The organism is Enterovirga sp. CN4-39, from assembly GCF_049446235.1.
Lineage (GTDB): Bacteria > Pseudomonadota > Alphaproteobacteria > Rhizobiales > Beijerinckiaceae > Enterovirga.
Window position 1 is genome coordinate 185,681 of record NZ_JBMSEF010000009.1, and the last position, 18,976, is coordinate 204,656.

Annotated in this window: 18 protein-coding genes; 12 read left to right on the forward strand and 6 right to left on the reverse strand. The window is 68.3% G+C overall.

The features are described from left to right. Positions 1 to 7 precede the first annotated feature (7 nt). Both ACO2SS_RS16335 and ACO2SS_RS16340 read left to right on the forward strand, forming a co-directional pair. The gene (locus ACO2SS_RS16335) at positions 8 to 1,402 is read left to right on the forward strand and encodes a dihydroorotase (RefSeq protein ID WP_423278812.1); all 1,395 of its coding nucleotides are present in this window, start codon (positions 8 to 10) and stop codon (positions 1,400 to 1,402) included. A 39-nt stretch (positions 1,403 to 1,441) separates the two neighbouring features. Beyond that, positions 1,442 to 1,861 carry an organic hydroperoxide resistance protein gene (locus tag ACO2SS_RS16340; RefSeq protein WP_423278813.1) on the forward strand — a complete coding sequence of 140 codons (420 nt, stop codon included), beginning with the start codon at positions 1,442 to 1,444 and terminating at the stop codon, positions 1,859 to 1,861. 31 nt (positions 1,862 to 1,892) lie between these two features. Here ACO2SS_RS16340 and ACO2SS_RS16345 read toward each other — a convergent pair whose 3' ends face one another. Continuing rightward, on the reverse strand, positions 1,893 to 2,786 hold the full coding sequence (locus ACO2SS_RS16345) for a leucyl/phenylalanyl-tRNA--protein transferase (protein WP_423278814.1): 894 nt from the start codon (positions 2,784 to 2,786) through the stop codon (positions 1,893 to 1,895). 196 nt (positions 2,787 to 2,982) lie between these two features. Here ACO2SS_RS16345 and ACO2SS_RS16350 point away from each other — a divergent pair, with 196 nt between their 5' ends. Together ACO2SS_RS16350 and ACO2SS_RS16355 are read left to right on the forward strand one after the other, a co-directional pair. Continuing rightward, a complete protein-coding gene (locus ACO2SS_RS16350; RefSeq protein WP_423278815.1) occupies positions 2,983 to 3,267 on the forward strand; it encodes a hypothetical protein in 285 nt (94 codons plus the stop codon). 67 nt (positions 3,268 to 3,334) lie between these two features. Further along, on the forward strand, positions 3,335 to 5,182 hold the full coding sequence (locus tag ACO2SS_RS16355) for a gamma-glutamyltransferase family protein (protein WP_423278816.1): 1,848 nt from the start codon (positions 3,335 to 3,337) through the stop codon (positions 5,180 to 5,182). A gap of 13 nt (positions 5,183 to 5,195) precedes the next feature. Here the strand turns inward: ACO2SS_RS16355 and ACO2SS_RS16360 are convergent, their stop codons facing one another. Next, the gene (locus ACO2SS_RS16360) at positions 5,196 to 5,777 is read right to left on the reverse strand and encodes a histidine phosphatase family protein (RefSeq protein ID WP_423278817.1); all 582 of its coding nucleotides are present in this window, start codon (positions 5,775 to 5,777) and stop codon (positions 5,196 to 5,198) included. A gap of 129 nt (positions 5,778 to 5,906) precedes the next feature. Here ACO2SS_RS16360 and ACO2SS_RS16365 point away from each other — a divergent pair, with 129 nt between their 5' ends. Beyond that, positions 5,907 to 6,644, forward strand: coding sequence for a DUF1028 domain-containing protein (locus tag ACO2SS_RS16365; protein WP_423278818.1), 738 nt, complete (start codon positions 5,907 to 5,909; stop codon positions 6,642 to 6,644). A gap of 23 nt (positions 6,645 to 6,667) precedes the next feature. Beyond that, positions 6,668 to 8,188 (forward strand): ABC transporter substrate-binding protein, encoded by a 1,521-nt coding sequence (locus ACO2SS_RS16370; RefSeq protein ID WP_423278819.1) that lies wholly within the window; start codon positions 6,668 to 6,670, stop codon positions 8,186 to 8,188. Positions 8,189 to 8,205: 17 nt separating this feature from the next. Here ACO2SS_RS16370 and pncA read toward each other — a convergent pair whose 3' ends face one another. Continuing rightward, positions 8,206 to 8,916, reverse strand: coding sequence for a bifunctional nicotinamidase/pyrazinamidase (pncA, locus tag ACO2SS_RS16375; RefSeq protein ID WP_423278820.1), 711 nt, complete (start codon positions 8,914 to 8,916; stop codon positions 8,206 to 8,208). Positions 8,917 to 9,012: 96 nt separating this feature from the next. On the opposite strand from pncA, the gene ACO2SS_RS16380 reads away from it, so the two are divergent. The 6 genes from ACO2SS_RS16380 to ACO2SS_RS16405 all read left to right on the forward strand — a co-directional run bounded on the left by ACO2SS_RS16380 (position 9,013) and on the right by ACO2SS_RS16405 (position 15,024). Beyond that, positions 9,013 to 9,954, forward strand: a complete 942-nt coding sequence (locus tag ACO2SS_RS16380) for an ABC transporter permease (RefSeq protein ID WP_423278821.1) — start codon at positions 9,013 to 9,015, stop codon at positions 9,952 to 9,954. A 91-nt stretch (positions 9,955 to 10,045) separates the two neighbouring features. Further along, complete coding sequence (locus ACO2SS_RS16385; RefSeq protein ID WP_423278822.1) at positions 10,046 to 10,969, forward strand: ABC transporter permease; 924 nt, start codon at positions 10,046 to 10,048, stop codon at positions 10,967 to 10,969. A gap of 79 nt (positions 10,970 to 11,048) precedes the next feature. Beyond that, positions 11,049 to 12,026, forward strand: coding sequence for a Bug family tripartite tricarboxylate transporter substrate binding protein (locus ACO2SS_RS16390; RefSeq protein ID WP_423278823.1), 978 nt, complete (start codon positions 11,049 to 11,051; stop codon positions 12,024 to 12,026). 55 nt (positions 12,027 to 12,081) lie between these two features. Continuing rightward, complete coding sequence (locus ACO2SS_RS16395) at positions 12,082 to 13,455, forward strand: class-II fumarase/aspartase family protein (RefSeq protein WP_423278824.1); 1,374 nt, start codon at positions 12,082 to 12,084, stop codon at positions 13,453 to 13,455. A gap of 14 nt (positions 13,456 to 13,469) precedes the next feature. Continuing rightward, the gene (gene pcaD, locus ACO2SS_RS16400; protein WP_423278825.1) at positions 13,470 to 14,660 is read left to right on the forward strand and encodes a 3-oxoadipate enol-lactonase; all 1,191 of its coding nucleotides are present in this window, start codon (positions 13,470 to 13,472) and stop codon (positions 14,658 to 14,660) included. Positions 14,661 to 14,760: 100 nt separating this feature from the next. After that, positions 14,761 to 15,024, forward strand: coding sequence for a hypothetical protein (locus ACO2SS_RS16405; RefSeq protein WP_423278826.1), 264 nt, complete (start codon positions 14,761 to 14,763; stop codon positions 15,022 to 15,024). 32 nt (positions 15,025 to 15,056) lie between these two features. Here ACO2SS_RS16405 and ACO2SS_RS16410 read toward each other — a convergent pair whose 3' ends face one another. From ACO2SS_RS16410 to ACO2SS_RS16420, 3 genes are all read right to left on the reverse strand, one after another. Further along, positions 15,057 to 16,442 carry an APC family permease gene (locus tag ACO2SS_RS16410; protein ID WP_423278827.1) on the reverse strand — a complete coding sequence of 462 codons (1,386 nt, stop codon included), beginning with the start codon at positions 16,440 to 16,442 and terminating at the stop codon, positions 15,057 to 15,059. 73 nt (positions 16,443 to 16,515) lie between these two features. After that, positions 16,516 to 17,733 carry a cytochrome P450 gene (locus tag ACO2SS_RS16415; RefSeq protein ID WP_423278828.1) on the reverse strand — a complete coding sequence of 406 codons (1,218 nt, stop codon included), beginning with the start codon at positions 17,731 to 17,733 and terminating at the stop codon, positions 16,516 to 16,518. Further along, positions 17,730 to 18,932 carry an ABC transporter substrate-binding protein gene (locus ACO2SS_RS16420; protein WP_423278829.1) on the reverse strand — a complete coding sequence of 401 codons (1,203 nt, stop codon included), beginning with the start codon at positions 18,930 to 18,932 and terminating at the stop codon, positions 17,730 to 17,732. The genes ACO2SS_RS16415 and ACO2SS_RS16420 overlap by 4 nt, the downstream gene beginning before the upstream one ends. Positions 18,933 to 18,976 lie beyond the last annotated feature (44 nt).

Below are 18,976 nucleotides of genomic sequence, written 5' to 3' on the forward strand. Positions count from 1 at the left end.
CGGGCCTATGAGCGACTTCGATCTGCTCGTTGCCGGCGGGCGTGTCCTGCTGGCGTCCGGCGAACTCGCGGCGGCGGATCTCGGCATCACGCAGGGCCGAATCGCCGCCCTGCTCGCACCCGGCTCGTCCGCGAAGGCCGCCGAACGGCTCGATGCGACCGGCCTCGTGGTCCTGCCCGGCATCATCGACGCCCACCTGCATCTCGGCCATGGGAGCGACATCTCGCGGCCGCGTGTCCCGGCCGATGCCGCGGGCGAGACCGCCGCGGCGGCTGTCGGCGGGGTCACGACGCTGATCCCCTACCTCATGGGTACGACCGCCTACGAAGGCGGGCTCTTCGACGAGGTCGTGCAGGTCACGGAGGCGGGCGCCCGGGTCGATTTCGGCTACCACTTCATCATCGCGACCGAGGAGCAACTCGCGGGCATCCCGCTCTATGTCGGCGAGTACGGCGTCTCCAGCTTCAAGATCTTCATGAACAACCGCGGAGGGGAGGGCACGCGGCTCGGCCTGCCCGACATCGACGACGGGTTCCTGTACCGGCTGGCCGAGGCCGCCGCGGCCCAGGGCGCGCTCGTCTGCCCCCATCCAGAGAATATCGAGGTCTCCTGGGTGCTGCGCGACCGCGAGAAGGCGCGAGATCCGGAAGGAAGGGGCGGTCTCGCCGCCTGGAATGCGACACGGCCGCCCTTCATCGAGGCGGATGCCGTGCAGCGCGCAGCCCTGCTTTCCGAGGCGGCCGGTGCTGCGCTCTACGTCGTCCATACGTCCTCCGCCCATGCCCTCAAGGCCGGGCTTGCGGCGCGGCAGCAGGGCGGGCGCGTGCTCATCGAGACCTGCCCCCACTACCTGACGCACGACGTCACCTGGCCGGGCGGAGACCTCGGCAAGATCAACCCGCCGCTCCGGGGGCCGGCCGACCGGGAGGCCCTCTGGGCCGCGGTCGCGGACGGGTCCGTGGACACCGTTGCGACTGACCATGTCCACCGGACTGCCGAGGGGAAGAAGGGCGGCATCTGGGCCGCCTCGCCGGGATGCCCCGGCCTCGAGACGCTACTGCCCGTCATGCTGACCGAAGGCCATCACAAGCGCGGCATCCCCCTGGCCCGGATCTCGGACCTCCTCAGCCGCAATCCGGCCCGCATCATGGGGTTGGAGAACAAGGGCGCGATCGAGATCGGCAAGGATGCGGATCTTGCCATCGTGGATCTCGCGGCGGAATGGACCCTCGGGCCGTCCGACATCCGGTCGAGCGCCGGCTACTCCATCTACGAAGGCTGGCGCTTCCGCGGACAAGTCAGGCACACGCTCGTACGGGGCGCCTTCGCGCTCCGCGACGGAGCTTTGCAGGACGGTCAGGTCGGGCAGGGACGGTTCGTCCACCGCCGCGCAGCTCACTGAAAGCCGGGCACGACGCCCGGGTAAACAAGGACCAAGCTTTTGCTTACGAAGACCGTATTCACCTCGACCGCGACCACGACGGGCGGCCGCGCCGGCCGCACCGAGGCCGCGAGCGGCAGGGTGAGCCATGCGCTCTCGCGCCCCACCGAGATGGGCGGGGATGGCGTCGGCACCAATCCCGAGGAGCTGTTCGCCTGCGGCTACTCGGCCTGTTTCGGCGGCACGCTGGAGTTCCTGGCGAAGCAGAAGGGGATCGATATCGGGCAGTCGGTCGTGACGGCGCATATCGCCTTCGGGCCGGATGCGGCCGGCGGCTTCGGGATCGGGTGCACGCTCGAGGTCAGCCTGCCGGGTATCGAGCGGAGCGTTGCCGAGGAGTTGCTCCACGCGGCGCATCAGAACTGCCCATATTCCAAGGCGATCCGCGGCAACGTCGAGGTCGAGATCGTCCTGCGCTGATGCGCACCGTGGCCCCGGACGTTCCGGGGCCTCACACCTCTTCGGAGGTCGCGGCTGCGGCGGCCGCCGCAGCCGCGGACCGGAGGGCAGCTTCCGCCTCCTTCGTGTCCATCACCGCCTGCCACCGGCCGGGGTGTCCAATGTCCCGAGCTGAAGCGAGCGTCGCCAGATAGGCGCTGCGCGGAATGTTGCGGAAGCCCATTCGCTCCACGGTCGGCGTCATGAGCTTGTTGTCCAGGAGCACGAAACCCCATTCGGCGAGGTGGCAGCTGAGCACCGCGAAGCCGATCTGGGAGGCACCGGGCTCCCAGGCGAATTGCGACTCGATCACGAAGACGCCGCCCGCCGCGACGCCGTAGCCGCCCCCGACGAGGTCGCCACCTTCGGTCCGGACCTCGAAGGAATGGGCGATGCCGGCATCGAACAGCTCGGCATAGGCCCGCATGATCCGCGGCGTGATCCAGGTGAGCGGCACCTTGCCTTCGCGCGGGCGTGCGCAGGCCCGGATGACCGCCTCGAAATCGGCGTCGAAGGTAACCTTGAGCCGGTTCTGGCGCATGCGGCTGCGGATGCGCCGCGAGACGTGGAACTCGCGTACTGGCACGACAGCCCGCTCGGGCGGCGACCACCATTTCAGCGGGCCGAGATGCGCGAAGGGGTACAGCCCCGAGCCATAGGCCGCGATCAGCGTCGGCACCGAGAGGTCTTTGACGAACCCTGCAAAGCCATACGGCCGCGGGAGCGCGCGCTCGGGATCGGGGAGCTTCGCCTGTCCAAGGGAGGTGAGCCACCTGCCCCAGAGCACCGGCAAGCCTGGCGCCCGCTCGGGCTTCAAGGCCCAGGCGAGTCCCAGTGCGTGTCGCCGAATCCTCTCGGCTGCGCTCTCCCGGAAGAGGAGCGCACGACGGGCGCTATCCGCGGGCAAGGGAAGCCTCTCCTAGGGCGGCGACGCTCGTCCCGCCGGGAGCGGGTCGGCATGCGGGAGAGATACGATGCGCCGGTTAAGCAACCATCAGAGCGGTCCCGCAAAGTCCGCGCGACTTGACGGGTGGAAATCGCAGGTGTCGGAACGACGCCGCCGCATTGCCGGTTCATTCCGGACGGAAAGCTAGGAGGCTCGCGTGAGGCTTGGATTGAGCGGGATCGCCCTCGTGATTGGGCTCGCCTCGGCGGCAGGCGCGGTGCAGGCGCAGCCCTATGGAGATTACGGCTACGGCCCGCGCGTGGTTGAGGCGACGGGATGGCGGAGCCGCGCGCCTTGGCACCCGTCCTGGCAATACGACACGGACGGGGACAACGATAAGCGTCCCGAACTGAAGCCCTGGCAGCAGAGTGGCGGTGCGCAGACGGGCGGCCCCGCCCGCAACCTGCTGCCCAAGGACAACCTCCACATCGTCCCGCGCTGAGCGCTGCTGGAATGGCTCCCGAGCGGCTCTTCGGATAAGCCGTCCCGGCAATCACACGGGCCGTCGCATGAGCCACGTCAACCAGAGCACATTCACCACGCGTCCGGAGATCGACGGTACCTTCGGGGTCGTCGCGTCGACGCATTGGATCGCGACGGCCGTCGGGATGGGGCTTCTGGAGCGGGGCGGCAACGCCTTCGATGCCGCCGTCGCGACGGCCTTCACGCTGCAGGTCGTCGAGCCGCACCTGAACGGCCCGGGCGGCGATGCGCCGATCATCGTCTACGATGCCCGCAAGGGCCGTCCGGAAGTCATCTGCGGGCAGGGGCCGGCGCCTGCAGGCGCCACGATCGAGCATTACCACGTGCTCGGCCTCGACCTCGTGCCCGGCACGGGGCTCCTCGCGGCCTGCATCCCCGGGCCGTTCGACGCCTTCATGCTGATGCTGCGGGATTACGGCACGATGCGGCTGCGCGACGTGCTGGAGCCTGCGATCTTCTATGCGCGCGACGGCTATCCGCTGGTCGAGCGTATCCCGGCCACGATCGCGACCGTCGAGGAGCTTTTTCGCGAGCACTGGACGAGTTCGGCCGACCTGTACTTGCCGGGTGGCAGGGTGCCGGAGCCAGGATCGATCTTCACCAACCCGCGCCTCGCGGCCACCTACAAGCGCATCCTCGCCGAGGCGGAGAGCGGAGGAGGCGGCCGGGAGGCCGAGATCGAGCGCGCCCGCAAGACATGGTCGCAGGGCTTCGTGGCCGAGGCGATCGATCGCTTCTGCCGGACCGAAGAGGTGATGGACACCTCCGGCCGCCGCCATCGCGGGCTGCTGACCGGGCAGGACATGGCCGGCTGGGAGGCGAGCGTCGAAGCGCCGATCTCCTACGATTACGGCCGCTACACCGTGCTGAAATGCGGGCCCTGGACGCAGGGGCTCACGATGCTCCAGCAGCTCGCGCTCCTCTCCAGGTTCGACCTCGATGGGTTCGACCCGACCGGGCCGGACTTCATCCATCTGCAGGTGGAGGCCGCGAAGCTCGCCTTCGCGGATCGCGACACCTTCTATGGCGACCCGGCCTTCGTCGACGTGCCGGTCGAACAGCTCCTGGGCAAGGCGTACAACGACGAGCGGCGCAAGCTGATCGGGGACCGCGCCTCGCTCGAGCTCAGGCCGGGCACCATCGCCGGCTACGGTAAGGCGATCGGGGCGCGGGAAGGCGGCGAGCGCGTCGCCGTGGGAGCGACGGGTGCGGGCGAGCCGACGGTCGGTCGTATCCAGCGCGCGACCACCCCGGCCGATGATGCGCGAAGGCTCGAGAAGCAGGGCGCCGTGCGGGGCGATACCGTCCACTTCGACATCATCGACCGCTGGGGCAACATGGTCTCGGGCACGCCCTCGGGCGGATGGCTGCAATCCTCGCCCGTCATCCCGGAACTCGGCTTCTGCCTCGGGACGCGGGCGCAGATGTTCTGGCTCGATCCGGAGCATCCGGCATCGCTCCGGCCTGGCAAGCGGCCGCGCTCGACGCTTTCGCCCACGATGGCGCTGCGTGACGGCGATCCGTATCTCGCCTGGGGCTCGCCCGGAGGCGACCAGCAGGACCAGTGGATCCCGCAATTCTTCCTGCGACACGTCCATGCCGGCATGAACCTGCAGGAAGCGATCGACGCCCCGGCCTGGCACACCGAGCATTTCCCCTCGTCGTTCTGGCCGCGGACCTCGCGGCCGGGCGTCGTGGTGGTCGAGGGCAGGGTGCCCAAGGCGACAATCGACGAGCTGGGGCGCCGCGGCCATATCGTCGAGATCGGCGAGGATTGGTCCGAGGGGCGGCTCACCGCGGCCTCGCGCGATGGCGTTCGCCGAAAGGCGGCGGCCAACCCGCGCGGCATGCAGGGTTACGCGGCGGGCCGATAGCTCGGCCCGGCGGTCAGATCCGGGTGCGTCCGAGGACGACCAGGCCGTCGGCCCCCGGCGCGACCACCACCACCTCGCCCTCGGCTGGCACGAGTCCAGTCAGGGCCGTGATGTTCACCTGATGGGTCACCATCACGAGCACGCCTGGCCGCCCACGCCAGGCCTGGATGACGGCCTTCGCCCGTTCCGTCTGGGCGGCCCCGCTGCCGCGTCCGGCGAAGAACGAATCGAGCGCCGGATCCGGCCCGGTTTGAAGGTCGGGGAACGCCAGCCGCGCCGTGTCCGCCGCCCGGCACCACCGGCTGGACCTCACCTCGGTGACCGGGATCTTGGCGGAGCGGATCCGGCGCCCGAGATCCGCAGCTTGTTGCCGGCCTGCCCCCGAGAGGTTGCGCTGCGTCGCGCACTCACCCAGCCGGAAGCCGGGCGGATCGCCCGTGCCCGGTGCTGCGGCATGGCGGATGAGCGCGACGGTGCCGCCCGCGGCAAGCGCTGCAAGCGCCGGATCGGGAGGCCGAGAGGGCTGCGCCGCGACGGACGCCGCCGCGAGCGCGGCCGCGGCGGTGAGGAATGTCCGGCGTAGTCTCGCGTGCATTTCGGGGCCTTGCCGTCCCGCCTGCTGCTCCGGCAAAGATTACTGTGCGGGCCTGTGCTGTTCCACGGCTGCGCGGCGAGAGCACGGCATCGTGAAGGGCTCCCGCGAATGCTGCGAGGGGAAGCCTTTATGACCTGGTCGATCGTCGCTCGGGACCCAGGAACGGGGCAGGTCGGGATTGCGGTCTCCACCTGCGCTTTTGCGGTCGGGGCGCGCGTGCCGTTCGTCGAGACCGGGATCGGCGCGGTCGCGACGCAGGCCATGGTCAATCCGCTCTACGGCTCGCGCGGCCTCGCGCTCCTCAAGGCGGGAGCCGGCCCGGAGGACGCGATCCGCATCCTGACCGCGGCGGATGAGGGCAGGGGAGACCGGCAGGTTCACCTGATGGCGGCCGACGGCCGGAACGCGGCCTATACGGGCGCCGGATGCGTGCCCTGGTGCGGGCACGAGCTGCGCGAGAACTTCTCCGTCGCCGGCAACATGCTGGCGGGGCCCGAGGTGGTCCGCGACACGGTCGCGGCCTTCGAGCAATCGGCAGGGCGGCCGCTCTTCGAGCGCTTCCTCCTCGCGCTCCGGGCCGGCGAGGCGGCCGGCGGCGACAAGCGCGGCCGGCAATCGGCCGCGATCCTGATCCACGACGCGGAGGAATACCCGCTCGTCGATATTCGCGTCGACGATCACCAGGACCCGCTGGCGGAGCTCGGCCGCCTGCTCGACGTCTGGAAGGGGCGGCCGCGATTCTATCGGCAGGCGCTCCCGTCCAGGGCCCGCCCGTCCGGCATCGTCGGACGGGATGCCATCGAGCGCTTCATAGCCGAGCAGTTGGAAGCGGAAAGTCGCACTGGACCCGGCGCGGGTGTTGCATAAGCTCGCGCCGTCCGGAGGTTTCGATGCCGTCTCGTTTCTCGACCCTTTGCGCTGCACTTCTCTGCGGTGCCCTGAGTTTCCCGACCCTTGCAGCCGCGCAGACGAACCTGCGCATCGGCCTCGCCGAGGATCCGGACGTGCTCGATCCGAGCTTCGGCCGCACCTATGTCGGCCGCATCGTCTTTGCCTCTCTCTGCGACAAGCTCTTCGACACGGACGATAAGCTCAACATCGTCCCGCAGCTCGCGCTCTCGCACGACACTTCCGCTGACGGAAAGACGGTCACGATCAAGCTTCGCCCGGGCGTCAAATTCCATGACGGCGAGCCGATGGACGCGGAGGCTGTGAAGTTTTCGCTCGAGCGGCATCTGACCATGCAGGGCTCGTTCCGCCGGCCCGAGATCTCGGCCATCGACAAGATCGAGGTGGTGGATCCGACGACCGTCAGGCTGCTGCTGAAGAATGCCTATTCGCCGCTGCTGGCCCAGCTGACCGACCGGGCCGGCATGATGGTCTCCCCCAAGGCCGCGAAGGAGGCCGGCGACAAGTTCGGCCAGAAGCCCGTCTGCGCCGGTCCCTACAAGTTCGTCGAGCGCGTGCAGCAGGACCGCATCGTGGTCGAGCGCTTCGCCGACTACTGGGACAAGGACCGGGTCAGGATCGACCGCATCACCTACCTGCCCATCCCGGATTCGACCGTCAGGCTCGCGAACCTCAAGTCGGGGCAGCTCGACATGATCGAGCGGGCGCTCGCCACCGACATCAAGGAGATCCAGGCGGACAAGCGCCTCAAGCTCGCGAGCGGCATCGACCTCGGCTACATGGGGATGACGATCAACGTCGCGAACGGCGAGGCGGCCAAGAACCCACTCGGCCAGGATCCGCGCATCCGGCAGGCGCTGAGCCTCGCGATCGACCGCGACGCCCTCAACCAGGTCGTGTTCAACGGCGCCGCAATGCCGGGCAACCAGTGGGTCAACCCGGACAATCCCTGGTACCAGAAGAAGTATCCGGTTCCGAAGCGCGATGTCGCCAAGGCGAAGAAGCTTATCGCCGATGCCGGCGTGAAGACGCCGATCCCGGTCGACTACATGGTGCCGAACAACCCCGAGACCCGGCAGGTCGCGGAGGTGATCCAGGCCATGGCGGCCGAGGCGGGCTTCGACATGAAGATTCGCGTCACCGAGTTCGCGACCTCGCTGAACGAGGCCGAGGCCGGGCGCTACCAGGCCTACATGCTCAACTGGTCAGGCCGGCCCGATCCGGACGGCAACCTCTACGTCTTCCACAAGACCGGTGCGCCGCAGAATTACGGCAAGTATTCGAGCCCGGAGGTGGATGGCTGGCTGGACGAGGCGCGGGCGAAGGGCGGCAAGGACGACCGCATGGCGATCTACGAGAAGGTCGCCGACAAGCTCCTGACCGAGGGTTCGATCCTCTACCTGTACCACCGGGCGGTGATCATCGCGCACAATGCCAGGCTCGAGGGCTTCAAGCCTCATCCGGATGGCCTGGTGCGGGTGGTCGGGCTGACGATGAAGTGAGGGCGCGGCTCACGCCCTCACATGATCTCGGCGCTATGCGTGCGTTCCACCCCGGCGGCCTCCATGTCCTTCCAGGCCGCCGCGAGCGAGCCGTTGAGGTCGATGCCGCGGCAGGCGTCCTCGATGACGATCACGTCGAAGCCCGCCTTCCGGGCATCGAGCGCCGACCAGGCGACACAGAAGTCGGTTGCCAGGCCGGTGATGAAGACGCGCTCGATGCCGCGCTCCTTCAGGTAGCCGGCAAGTCCCGTCTTGGTCACGCCATCCGCTTCGACGAAGGCCGAGTAGCTGTCGATACCCGGATTGTGGCCCTTGCGGATCACGAGATGTGCGTGCGGGATCTTGAGGGCGGAGGACAGCTCCGCGCCTTCCGTGCCTTGCACGCAATGATCCGGCCACAGCACCTGCTGCCCATAATGCAGTTGCACGGTCTCGAACGGCTTCTTGCCGGCATGCGTGGAGGCGAAGGAAGCGTGGCCCGGCGTGTGCCAGTCCTGAGTGACGACGACATTCCGGAATTTCGGCGCGAGGCCGTTTATCACCGGGACAACAGCATCGCCGTCCTTCACGGCGAGCGATCCTCCGGGCAGGAAGCAGTTCTGGACGTCCACGACGAGGAGGACGTCGCGATTGCCGGGTTTCACATGGGCCATGGCTTGCCTTGGTACGATGAGCGGAAGCGCAAAGGCTCCCAGCGTTGCGAGAACCTCACGCCGATGACGCCCCATAGCCGAGCCCCCCGTCCCGCGGGAGCCTGCTCCCGCCCGAAAGTTGACGCAAGCAGGGCGCGTGCCGCTGCCGCGCTTCGTTCGATCGCCTGACCCATGCTCGCCCTTCTCGGCCGCCGTCTGGTTCAGCTCGTTCCGACGCTGTTCTTCGTCTCGCTCATCATCTTCGGGCTGCAGCAGCTCCTGCCGGGCGATCCGGCGCTCGCCATGGCGGGAGAGGACAAGGACCCGGAGGTGATCGCGCAGATCCGGGCGCGCTATCACCTCGACCAGCCCATTCCGGTCCAGTACCTCTACTGGATACGCGGCGTACTCTCGGGCGATCTTGGCCAATCCATTCGGCTGAACGTCCCGGTGCTCGACCTGATCGCGCAGAAGCTGCCCGTCACCCTGCAACTCGCCGTCATGGCGATGATCTTCGCGCTGGCGATCGGCATCACGGCCGGGATCGTCTCGGCGGTCGCCAAGGGAACCTGGGTCGACTACCTCGTCAGCGTTCTGTCGCTGGTCGGCATCTCGACGCCGAATTTCTGGCTCGGCATCATGCTGATCTTCGTGTTTGCGGTCACGCTCGGCTGGCTGCCGGCCTCGGGCTATGTCAGCCCCTTCGAGGATCTCTGGCAGAGTCTCGCGACGACGATCATGCCAGCCTTCGTGCTCGGCAACGCCATCGCCGGGATCCTGATGCGGCACACGCGGGGCGCGATGCTGCAGGCGCTGTCGAGCGATTACGTGCGCACGGCGCGCGCGAAGGGCCTGCCCGGCCGCATCGTCGTGCTGCGTCACGCGATGCGGAACGCCCTGACGCCCGTCATCACGCTCGGGGCGCTCGAATTCGGGACGCTCCTCTCGGGCGCGGTGCTCACTGAGCAGATCTTCACCATCCCGGGTTTCGGCAAGCTGATCGTCGATGCCGTATTCAACCGCGACTACGCCGTCGTGCAGGGCGTCGTCCTGGTCACGGCCACGAGCTACATCGTGCTGAACCTGCTGGCCGATATCGGCTATGTGCTCGCCAATCCGAGGCTTAGGACGTGAGCGTGGTGGCGGCCTTTGCCCTTCTCCTGTCGGGGAGGGGCGAGCCCCGGACCTCGGATCGGGGCCGGGTGCGGGGCGCTTGAGCTCGACCGTGGCGTCCCGCACCCGGCCCTCGGCTTCGCTCGGGCCACCCTCCCCACAAGGGGAAGGGCAGCGGGCGGCTGTCGTCCCCCGCACCCCGGCAGGCCAGGCCTGGGCTCGGCTGAAGACGCGCCATTCGGCCATGGTAGGCCTCGCCGTGATCCTGCTCGTGATCGCGGTCGCGATTCTCGCGCCGTTCGTCGCGCCGTACGATCCGACGGCGCAGAGCTGGTCCGCCGTCCGCAAGCCGCCGAGCCTTGCTCATCCCTTCGGCACGGACGAAGTCGGGCGGGACATCCTAGCGCGCATCATCTACGGAGCTCGCGCCTCCTTGGCGGCGGGTCTCGTCTCCGTCTGCATCGCGCTCGGCATCGGCGTGCCTCTCGGGCTGATCGCAGGCTATCTCGGCGGCATCGTCGACGGCCTGATCAGCCGGCTCACGGACGCCATGCTGGCCTGCCCGTTCCTGATCCTCGCCATCGCGCTCGCGGCCTTCCTTGGGCCGAGCCTCACCAACGCGATGATCGCGATCGGCATCACGGCGACGCCAATCTTCATCCGCTTGACCCGCGGACAGGTGCTGACCGTGAAGGCGGAGCTCTATGTCGAGGCGGCGCGGGCGGCGGGGATCCGGCCCTGGCGCATTGCCGTCGAGCACGTTCTCCCGAATGTCCTGCCTCAGCTCCTCGTCCAGGCGAGCCTGACGGTCGCGACGGCCATCATCGCGGAGGCGAGCCTGTCCTTCCTGGGCCTCGGCCAGCAGCCGCCCGCGCCCTCCTGGGGCGCGATGCTGAACACCGCGCAGCGCTTCCTCACGAATGCGCCCTGGATGGCGATCTTCCCGGGACTCGCGATCTTCGTGACCGTGCTGTCCTTCAACCTTCTCGGGGACGGGCTGCGGGACGCGCTCGACCCACGCGCGAAGGAGAGTTGACGTCCGTCTGCCGCTCCCAGGCATGGCTCTTACCCTAGGTGCGGCGATTTCCCCCCTCCATGCTCTCGTGAGGTCCTCGATGAATCGTCGTCATGCTCTCTTGCGCGTCGTGGGGCTCGCGGCCTGCCTTGCCTCGGGCGGCGCCGCTCTCGCCCAACCACTTCCGCCCGGACCGGTGAAGTTCGTGGTCGGCTTCGCGGCGGGCGGCTCGACGGACGCGATGGCCCGGATCATCGCCGAGAAGCTGTCGGAGCGGATCGGCCGGTCTGTGTTCGTCGAGAACAATGCAGGCGCCTCCGGCCGGCTTGCGGCGGAGCAGGTCAAGCGGGCTGCGCCCGACGGCTCCACCGTGCTGGTCGGCAACATCGGCATGATCGCGCTCGCGCCCGTGACGTTCCGGGAGCTGAGCTACCACCCGCTGCGCGACTTCCAGCCTGTCGTGCGCGCCGTGGACTTCCAACTCGTCGTCGCCGCGGGCGCGGCGACCGGGGCGACCGACCTGTCCGGCTTCTTGCGCTGGCTGTCGGACAACCCCGACAAGGCGAACCTCGCCGTGCCCCTTCAAGCGAGCCTGTCGCACCTGACGGCACTCCGCTTCGCGGAGGCCGCCGGCACCAAAACGACGATGGTCATCTACCGCGGCACCGCACCTGCGATGCAGGACATCCTCGGTGGACGTCTCGCCGGCGGAGTGGCGGCGGTCGGCGACTTCATCGAGCAGCACCGGGCCGGGACGATGCGCATCGTCGGCGTATCCGGAACGAGGCGCGCACCCTCGCTGCCGGACGTGCCGACCTTTTCCGAGGGCGGGTTGAAGGGCCTCGAGGGGAATGGCTGGAACGGCTTTCTCCTGCCGTCCGGGGCGCCCTCCGAAGTGGTCGAGTTCCTGAACCGTGAGATCGCCGCCGTGGTCGCCTCTCCGGAGGTCGCCAGGAAGCTGGACCAACTCGGCTTCATTCCCTCCGAGCCGAACAGCCCGGCCCAGTTCGCGGCATCCATCCAGAGCGAGATGGACGCCTGGCGGCCGATCGTGAAGGCGTCCGGCCTCGAGCAGTGATCTCGCCGCCAATCCGATTCACACTCCTGCGGATCATGCTCTAGGACAGGTCCCAATGACCTTCTCGGCGCTGGATTCCGAACTCGTCGGCCCGCTCTTCGCCCCGGCGGAGATGCGGGAGGTGTTCTCCGATCGGGCCCGGCTCGCCGCGATGCTGCGCGTCGAGGCCGCCCTGGCGCGGGTCGAGGCGAAGCTCGGCCTCGTTCCGGATGGGCTTGCCCCCGCCATTGAGGCGATCGACGCGGCGAGCTTCGACCTGGCCGAGCTCGGGCAGGCGACGGCGCTTGCCGGCGTGCCGACGATCCCCTTCGTGAACGCGGTCCGGAAGCGCCTGCCGAAGGAACTGGAGCCGTTCTTTCACAAGGGCTCCACCACCCAGGACATTCTGGATACCGCCCTCGTCCTGCAGCTCGCGCGGGCCTTCGATCTCGTCGCCGATGATCTCGCCGCTATCCTGGCGAGCCTTTCCCGGCTCGCCGCCGCGCACCGGGATACCCCCTGCGTCGGCCGCACGTACCGGCAGCAGGCGCAGCCGACGAGCTTCGGCTTCAAGGTCGCGGTCTGGGCGGCCGGCATCGCCGAGGTCGCGGCGGAGCTGCCGCCGCTGCGCGGGCGCGTGCTCCGCGCCTCGCTCTCCGGCCCGGTCGGCACGCTGTCGAGCCTGAAGGAGAGGGGCCCGGAGGTCGCCGACGGTGTCGCGGCCGAACTCGGGCTCCAGCCCGCGCCGATCGCCTGGCACACGCGCCGCGCCTCCATCGCCGGCACGGGCGCCTGGCTCGCAACCCTGATCGGGGCGCTTGCCAAGATGGCGACCGATGTCGTCGATCTCGCCTCGACGGAGGTCGGCGAGGTGGCCGAGCCGTACCTTCCGGGCCGTGGCGGCTCCTCTGCGATGCCCCACAAGCGCAACCCGGTTTCTTCGACCGTCATCCTGTCGGCCCACGGCGCCGCCCCCGGCTTCGCCGCCATGCTCTTTGCCGCGATGGCGTCCGAGCACGAGCGCCCGGCCGGGGCGTGGCATGCGGAATGGCACCTCCTGCCCAGCCTGTTCGGCATGGCGTCGGGAGCGCTCGCGGAGGCGCGCGGTCTGGCAGAGGGGATCGTCCCAGATCCAGACCGAATGCTGGAGAACATCGACGCCACCGTAGGGCTGCTATTCGCCGATGCCGTGGCCGCGAAGCTCTCGGCGAAGCTCGGCGGCAGCGCGGCCCACGAGAAGCTCGAGAAGGCCGCCGGACAGGTCCGCGAGAGCGGCCGGAGCCTTCGCGAGGTCCTCGGGGGCGACCCCGAGATCGCCCAGGCGCTCGGTGTGGAGGAGCTGGATGCGAGCTTCGACCCCATGCCGGCCGTGAGGGCGGCGGGACCGTGGATCGATCGCGCGCTCGCTGACATACCAACGATCAGAGAAGCGCTGAGCAGGCGCATTTAGGGAGCCCGCAATCCATGCCGAAGATCCTCGCGAACGGGGTTGAGCTCCATTACGAGCTCACCGGTCCCGAAGGGGCGCCCGTCATCGCCTTCTCCAACTCGCTGGGCACGACCCTCGAGATGTGGGACGCGCAGGAGCGGGTGCTGTCCGGCTCCTTCCGCTGCCTGCGCTACGATACGCGCGGCCACGGCCGTTCGGCGACGACGGCGCCGGGCTTCTCTGTCGATGATCTTGCGGAGGACTTGAACGGCCTCCTCGATGCGCTCGGCATCCGCCGCGCGCCTGTGGTCGGCCTCTCGCTCGGCGGCATGACGGGCCAGGCGCTCGCCATCCTCCACCCGGAGAAGGTGGACCGTCTCGTCCTCGTCGCGACCGCCGCCTATCTTCCCCCCGAGAGCCTCTGGCGCGAACGGGCCGAGATGGTGCAGGCCCAGGGGATGGCCGCCGTCGCCGACAATGTGATCCAGCGCTGGTTCACGCAGCCTTCTCAGGCGAGCGAGGGCGCGCAGGCGACCCGCCGCATCCTCCTGGAGCGGATCGACCCGCGCGGCTACGCCAATTGCTGCCTCGCCATCGGCCCGATGGACCTCCGCCCGCGCCTCGGCGCGGTCCGGGCGCCCACGCTCGTGATCTCGGGCGCGCAGGACCCGGCGACGCCGATCGCCATGGGCGAGGAGATCGTCTCCCTCGTCCCCGGCGCCGAGTTCGTGGTGGTTCCGGATGCCGCGCACCTGATCGCCGTGGAGCGTCCGGAGGTTCTCACCGGCCACATCGCGCGCTTCCTCGGCGCGGGAGCGGGCGAGCGCCACCCCTCGGCGGTTCCCGGCAACAGGGAGGGAGATTTCCAGGCCGGGCTCGCCAATCGGAAGCACGTGCTCGGCGCCGAGCACGTCGAGCGATCGATGAAGAATGCAGGTGCGTTTGCCGGGCCGTGGCAGGACTTCATCACCCGCTATGCCTGGGGAGAGATCTGGGGCGACGACACGCTGCCCTGGAAGACGCGCTCGATGATCGTTCTCTCGATCACGCTCGCCCTTGGCAAGGAAGAGGAGTTCAAGCTCCACCTCCGGCCGGCACTGAAGAACGGGGTCACGATCGACGAGCTGCGCGCGCTTCTGAAACAATGTGCAATCTATGCAGGCGTGCCGGCCGCGAACGGGGCGTTTCGCTGGGCGCGTGAGGTTCTGGGCGACGAACTCGGCTGAGCGTATGCATGTCACAGGATCCCGTGATGCCGGGATCCTGTCTTCCCTCGCCTTTCGGCGCGGCAGGAGGCATTCTTGCGCGGCATGGCGGGAGACGCGGATGAGCCAACGCGGAGCCGAGTTTCTGATCGATTGGGTCGAGGCCAACATCAACCCCGAGGATTATCCCCCCGAGGGGGACAAGCTCATCGCGGAGCAAAAGGCGGAGCAGTGCCTCGCGGCCGCGCAGGCGGTCGGGCTGACGCGGGCGGAACTGGAGGCGGAGGTCGGACCTCTGGCGGGGTTCATGAACGTTCGCATGTCGACGCCGCCCGACCCGGACCTGCACTGGGCTTCCAATCCCAGCGGATCGACGGTCCACTAGATTAGACGGTTATCGGGTCGCGCCCAGCCAACCTAGGCGCGGGCCGGTCGAGCCGTCGGCCGGTGGATAAGGAGCGTCACCCCCCACAGCACGACTCCGATCGCGAGCAGTACCCCGGCGATCGTGTACTGGACAGGATCGCGCCCGGTCCACGGCCCGGCCAGGAATGCGCAGGATAGAGCGCCGATGATCGGCAGGATCGTCGGCGTCCGGAAATGCTGGTGCGCCACGGGATCGCGGCGCAGCACGAGCGCCGCGACGTTCACCACCGAGAATACGCAGAGCAGAAGCAGGGCCGTCGTGCCGCCGAGCGCCGGCACCGTGCCGACGAACGTGACCAGCCCGAACGCGAGGAGGCTCGTGAAGCCGATCGCCATGTAGGGGGTGCGCCTCGTCTGGTGGACGCGCCCGAGCACTTCCGGAAGCACGCCTTCCCGGCTCATCCCGTAGATGAGCCGGCTTGCCATCAGCATGTTGATGAGGGCGCTGTTTGCGACGGCGAACATCGTGATGAAGGCGAAGATCCCGATCGGGAAGCCCGGAGCTCCAGCCTGCACGACCTTGAGGAGCGGCGTCTCGCCTTCGCCGAGCTGTTCGGGGGCGACCAGCGTAACGGCCGAGATCGAGACCAGGACATAGATCGTCCCCGTGATGGCCAGCCCCGCGAGGAGAACCTTCGGGAAGATCCGGGTTGGATCCTTGCATTCCTCCGCCATGTTCACGGAGTCTTCGAAGCCGACCATGGCGAAGAAGGCGAGAGTCGTGCCGGCGATGATGGGCCAGATGAATCCCATCTCGGGATCGACCCGGAACTGCGTGATCCGGGAGACGTCCCCCTGCCCGGCGCCGATCGCCCAAAACCCGACCGTGATCACGATCAGAAGGCCCGTCAGCTCGACCGAGGTGAGCACGACGTTCGCCTTCACGCTCTCCCCGACGCCGCGGAAATTGACGATGGCTACGGCCGCCATGAAGAGCAGGGCGAGGCCCGTGATCGTGAAGCCCGCCGCCTGCATCCCGAATGCGCTGGCGAAGTTCGCCGCAAAGGCGCGAGAGGCGGTGGAAGCCGAGGTGATGCCGGAGCACATCACGGCAAAGGCCACAATGAATGTCAGGAAATGGATGCCGAACGCCTTGTTCGTGTAGAGCGCGGCCCCGGCAGCCCTCGGATACTTCGTAACGAGCTCGAGGTAGCTGAACGCCGTCACGAGAGCGACCAGGAAGGCAATCACGAAGGGAAGCCACACGGCACCCCCGACCTGCTTCGCGACCTGTCCCGTCAGCGCGTAGATGCCGGTGCCGAGGATGTCTCCGACGATGAAGAGCAGGAGGAGCCACGGTCCCATCACCCGTTGAAGGCTCGGTTCGCTGCTCGGAGGCGCCTCGCTGGTGACGCTCACCTGGTCCTCGGCGGCCATTGCTCGTGTCCCCACTCCGCTTGTGCCTCAAGCAGAAACGCAGGCGGGGCGAGTGGTTTCCCTGCCGAGCGCCTCAGCCGCTCAGATAGACAGGCAGCGCGGCGAAGCCGCGGAAGCGAATGCGGGCCGAGCGCTCCGGCTCGCCCGCCGGAGCATAATCCGGGAACCGCTGCAGAAATCGCTGGAGCGCAATGCGACCCTCGAGGCGCGCCACGGCCATCCCCACGCATTGGTGGATCCCGCTTGCGAAGGCGAGGTGCCGGTTCGGCTGGCGTCCGATGTCGAAGCGGTCGGGATCCGGGAACTGGTCCGGGTCCCGGTTCGCGGCACCGATGCAGATCGTGAGCTGGGTGCCGGCGGGATAGCGCTCGCCCCCGAGTTCCGTCTCGCAGGTCGTGGCCCGGTTGCCGAGCTGGTTGGAGCTTTCGTAGCGCAGGATCTCCTCGACGGCGGTACGGACCAGGTCCGGCTCGGCGAGAAGACGCGCCCGTTCGCCCGGATGCTGGATGAGGAGCTGCAGGCCGTTCCCGATCAGGTTCGTAGTCGTCTCATGCCCGGCATTGAGGATGAAGATGCAGTTCTGGAGAAGCTCCTTCTCCGACAGCCGCTCTCCATCGGCCTCGCCCTGGATGAGGCGGGTCAGGATATCCTTTTCCGGATCGCCTGGGCGGCGCCGGCGGTCCGCTACCAAGGTCTTCAGATAGGCGAGGAACTCGGAGACGGCCTGGTTGCCCGGGTTCAGCCGCGCCGGATCCGATCCGGGCTCGAGCGCGCCGAGGATCGCCAGCGACCAGGCGCGTAGCGGTCCGCGCTCGTCGTGCGGAATCCCGAGCAGGTTGCCGATCACCTCCACCGGGATCGCGGCCGCGAAATCCTCGATCAGGTCGACCACCTCCCGCTCGGCCATGGCATCGAGCAATCGATCCACCAGCGCTTCGACCCCGGGCTCCATTGCCATCACGGCACGCGGCGTGAGCGCACCGGCGATGATGCGGCGCACGCGCGTGTGCAACGGCGGATCGTTGAAGACGAGGCTCGTGGTGTGATGCTCGAAGAGCGGGGAGGGGCCGAATTTCTGGCCGAACTCGACCACCTTGTCGGACGAGAAGGTTTTCGGGTCCTTGTAGATGCGCTCCACATCCGCGTAGCGCGTCACGAACAACCGGCCGCCGGACAGCCGGTGGATCGGATCGTGCTCCCGCAGGGCGGCGTAGACCGGATAGGGATCGGCGTGGAACCCGGGCGGCAGGTGCTCCAGGTCGAAGGCCCGGGCGCTCTCTGGGCTCGTCATCCCGGGTTGGAGTTCGTGCAGGCGGGGTTCATCGGCAGGAAGGCTTCCGCTGCCGGGATGGTTCGCATCGCCTCGTAGTAGTCCCAGGGCCCTTTCGACTGGTTGGGTGTCTTCACGCGGTAGAGGACCGGATCATAAAGATGCCGGCCATCTGCCCGCACCTTCGACTCGGCACCGAAGAAGGCGACCGGCAGATCGCGCATCGCTTTGTTGGCGGCCACGGCTTCGTCCGTGCCGGCCTTGTCGATGCCCTTCAGGTAGTGAAGCGTCGCCGTGTAGATGAGCGCGTGGTTCTTCGTCGGCATGATCCCGACGGCCTCCTGGAAGCGCTTCGCGAAGGCGCGGGTGCCCTCGTTCTGGTCCCAGTAGAAGGCCTCCGAGAAGGTCAGATTCTGTGCGACCGGCAGGCCGAGCGCATGGATGTCCGTGATGTAGACCAGGAACCCCGTCATGGTCTGCTTGCCCGACATCAGGCCGAACTCGTTCGCCTGCTTGATGGCCTTCGAGAAGTCGTCCCCGACCGCCGCGAACCCGACCACGTCGGCGCCGGAGGTTTGGGCCTGCAGCAGGAATGACGAGTAATCGGCATTGTTGATCGGGAAGCGCGACGTGCCGACGACCTTGCCGCCGAGCGCGGTCACGACATCGCTCGCCTGCTTCTGCAGTGCGTGGCCGAATGCGTGGTCGACGGTGATGAAGTACCAGTTCTTGCCGCCTCGCTCGAACACGGCGCGAGCGGTGCCGGCGGTCAGGGCGTTGGTGTCGTCCGTCCAATGCGTGCTGACCGAGGAGCAGGTCTTTGCCGTCAGGTCCGAGGTCGCCGCGGCCGTGATCATCACGGTCCGGTTCTTCTCCTTCGCGACCTGCTGGACGGCGAGCGCGATTGCCGTGACTGGTAGGTCGAGGACGGCGTCGACCCGCTCCGTGTCGAACCAGCGGCGCGCGATCGCCGAGGCGACGTCCGGCTTGTTCTGGTGGTCTGCGGAGACGACCTCGATCTTCTTGCCCCTGACCGTCCCCCCGAAATCCTTGGCGGCCATCTCTGCCGCCACGACCGATCCCTTGCCGCCCGAATCCGCATAGGGGCCGGAGAGGTCGGTCAGGATGCCGAGCCTTACGACGTCGTCGGAGATCTGTGCAGCGGCGGGCGCGGCATGCGCCAGCGCAGTGCCGAGCGCCAAGGCGGCGATACCTTTCATTGATGTCCTCCCATGCGCCGGTCCGTGCCTGCTGGATCCGGTCT

Coding starts and splice junctions, on each gene's coding strand:
- ACO2SS_RS16410 (WP_423278827.1), bottom strand. CDS start 16,442: ATGGCCGCCGAGGACCAGGTGAGCGTCACCAGCGAGGCGCCTCCGAGC.
- ACO2SS_RS16415 (WP_423278828.1), bottom strand. CDS start 17,733: ATGACGAGCCCAGAGAGCGCCCGGGCCTTCGACCTGGAGCACCTGCCG.
- ACO2SS_RS16360 (WP_423278817.1), bottom strand. CDS start 5,777: ATGCACGCGAGACTACGCCGGACATTCCTCACCGCCGCGGCCGCGCTC.
- pcaD (WP_423278825.1), top strand. CDS start 13,470: ATGCCGAAGATCCTCGCGAACGGGGTTGAGCTCCATTACGAGCTCACC.
- ACO2SS_RS16390 (WP_423278823.1), top strand. CDS start 11,049: ATGAATCGTCGTCATGCTCTCTTGCGCGTCGTGGGGCTCGCGGCCTGC.
- ACO2SS_RS16355 (WP_423278816.1), top strand. CDS start 3,335: ATGAGCCACGTCAACCAGAGCACATTCACCACGCGTCCGGAGATCGAC.
- ACO2SS_RS16380 (WP_423278821.1), top strand. CDS start 9,013: ATGCTCGCCCTTCTCGGCCGCCGTCTGGTTCAGCTCGTTCCGACGCTG.
- ACO2SS_RS16370 (WP_423278819.1), top strand. CDS start 6,668: ATGCCGTCTCGTTTCTCGACCCTTTGCGCTGCACTTCTCTGCGGTGCC.
- ACO2SS_RS16395 (WP_423278824.1), top strand. CDS start 12,082: ATGACCTTCTCGGCGCTGGATTCCGAACTCGTCGGCCCGCTCTTCGCC.
- ACO2SS_RS16335 (WP_423278812.1), top strand. CDS start 8: ATGAGCGACTTCGATCTGCTCGTTGCCGGCGGGCGTGTCCTGCTGGCG.
- ACO2SS_RS16365 (WP_423278818.1), top strand. CDS start 5,907: ATGACCTGGTCGATCGTCGCTCGGGACCCAGGAACGGGGCAGGTCGGG.
- ACO2SS_RS16420 (WP_423278829.1), bottom strand. CDS start 18,932: ATGAAAGGTATCGCCGCCTTGGCGCTCGGCACTGCGCTGGCGCATGCC.
- ACO2SS_RS16405 (WP_423278826.1), top strand. CDS start 14,761: ATGAGCCAACGCGGAGCCGAGTTTCTGATCGATTGGGTCGAGGCCAAC.
- pncA (WP_423278820.1), bottom strand. CDS start 8,916: ATGGGGCGTCATCGGCGTGAGGTTCTCGCAACGCTGGGAGCCTTTGCG.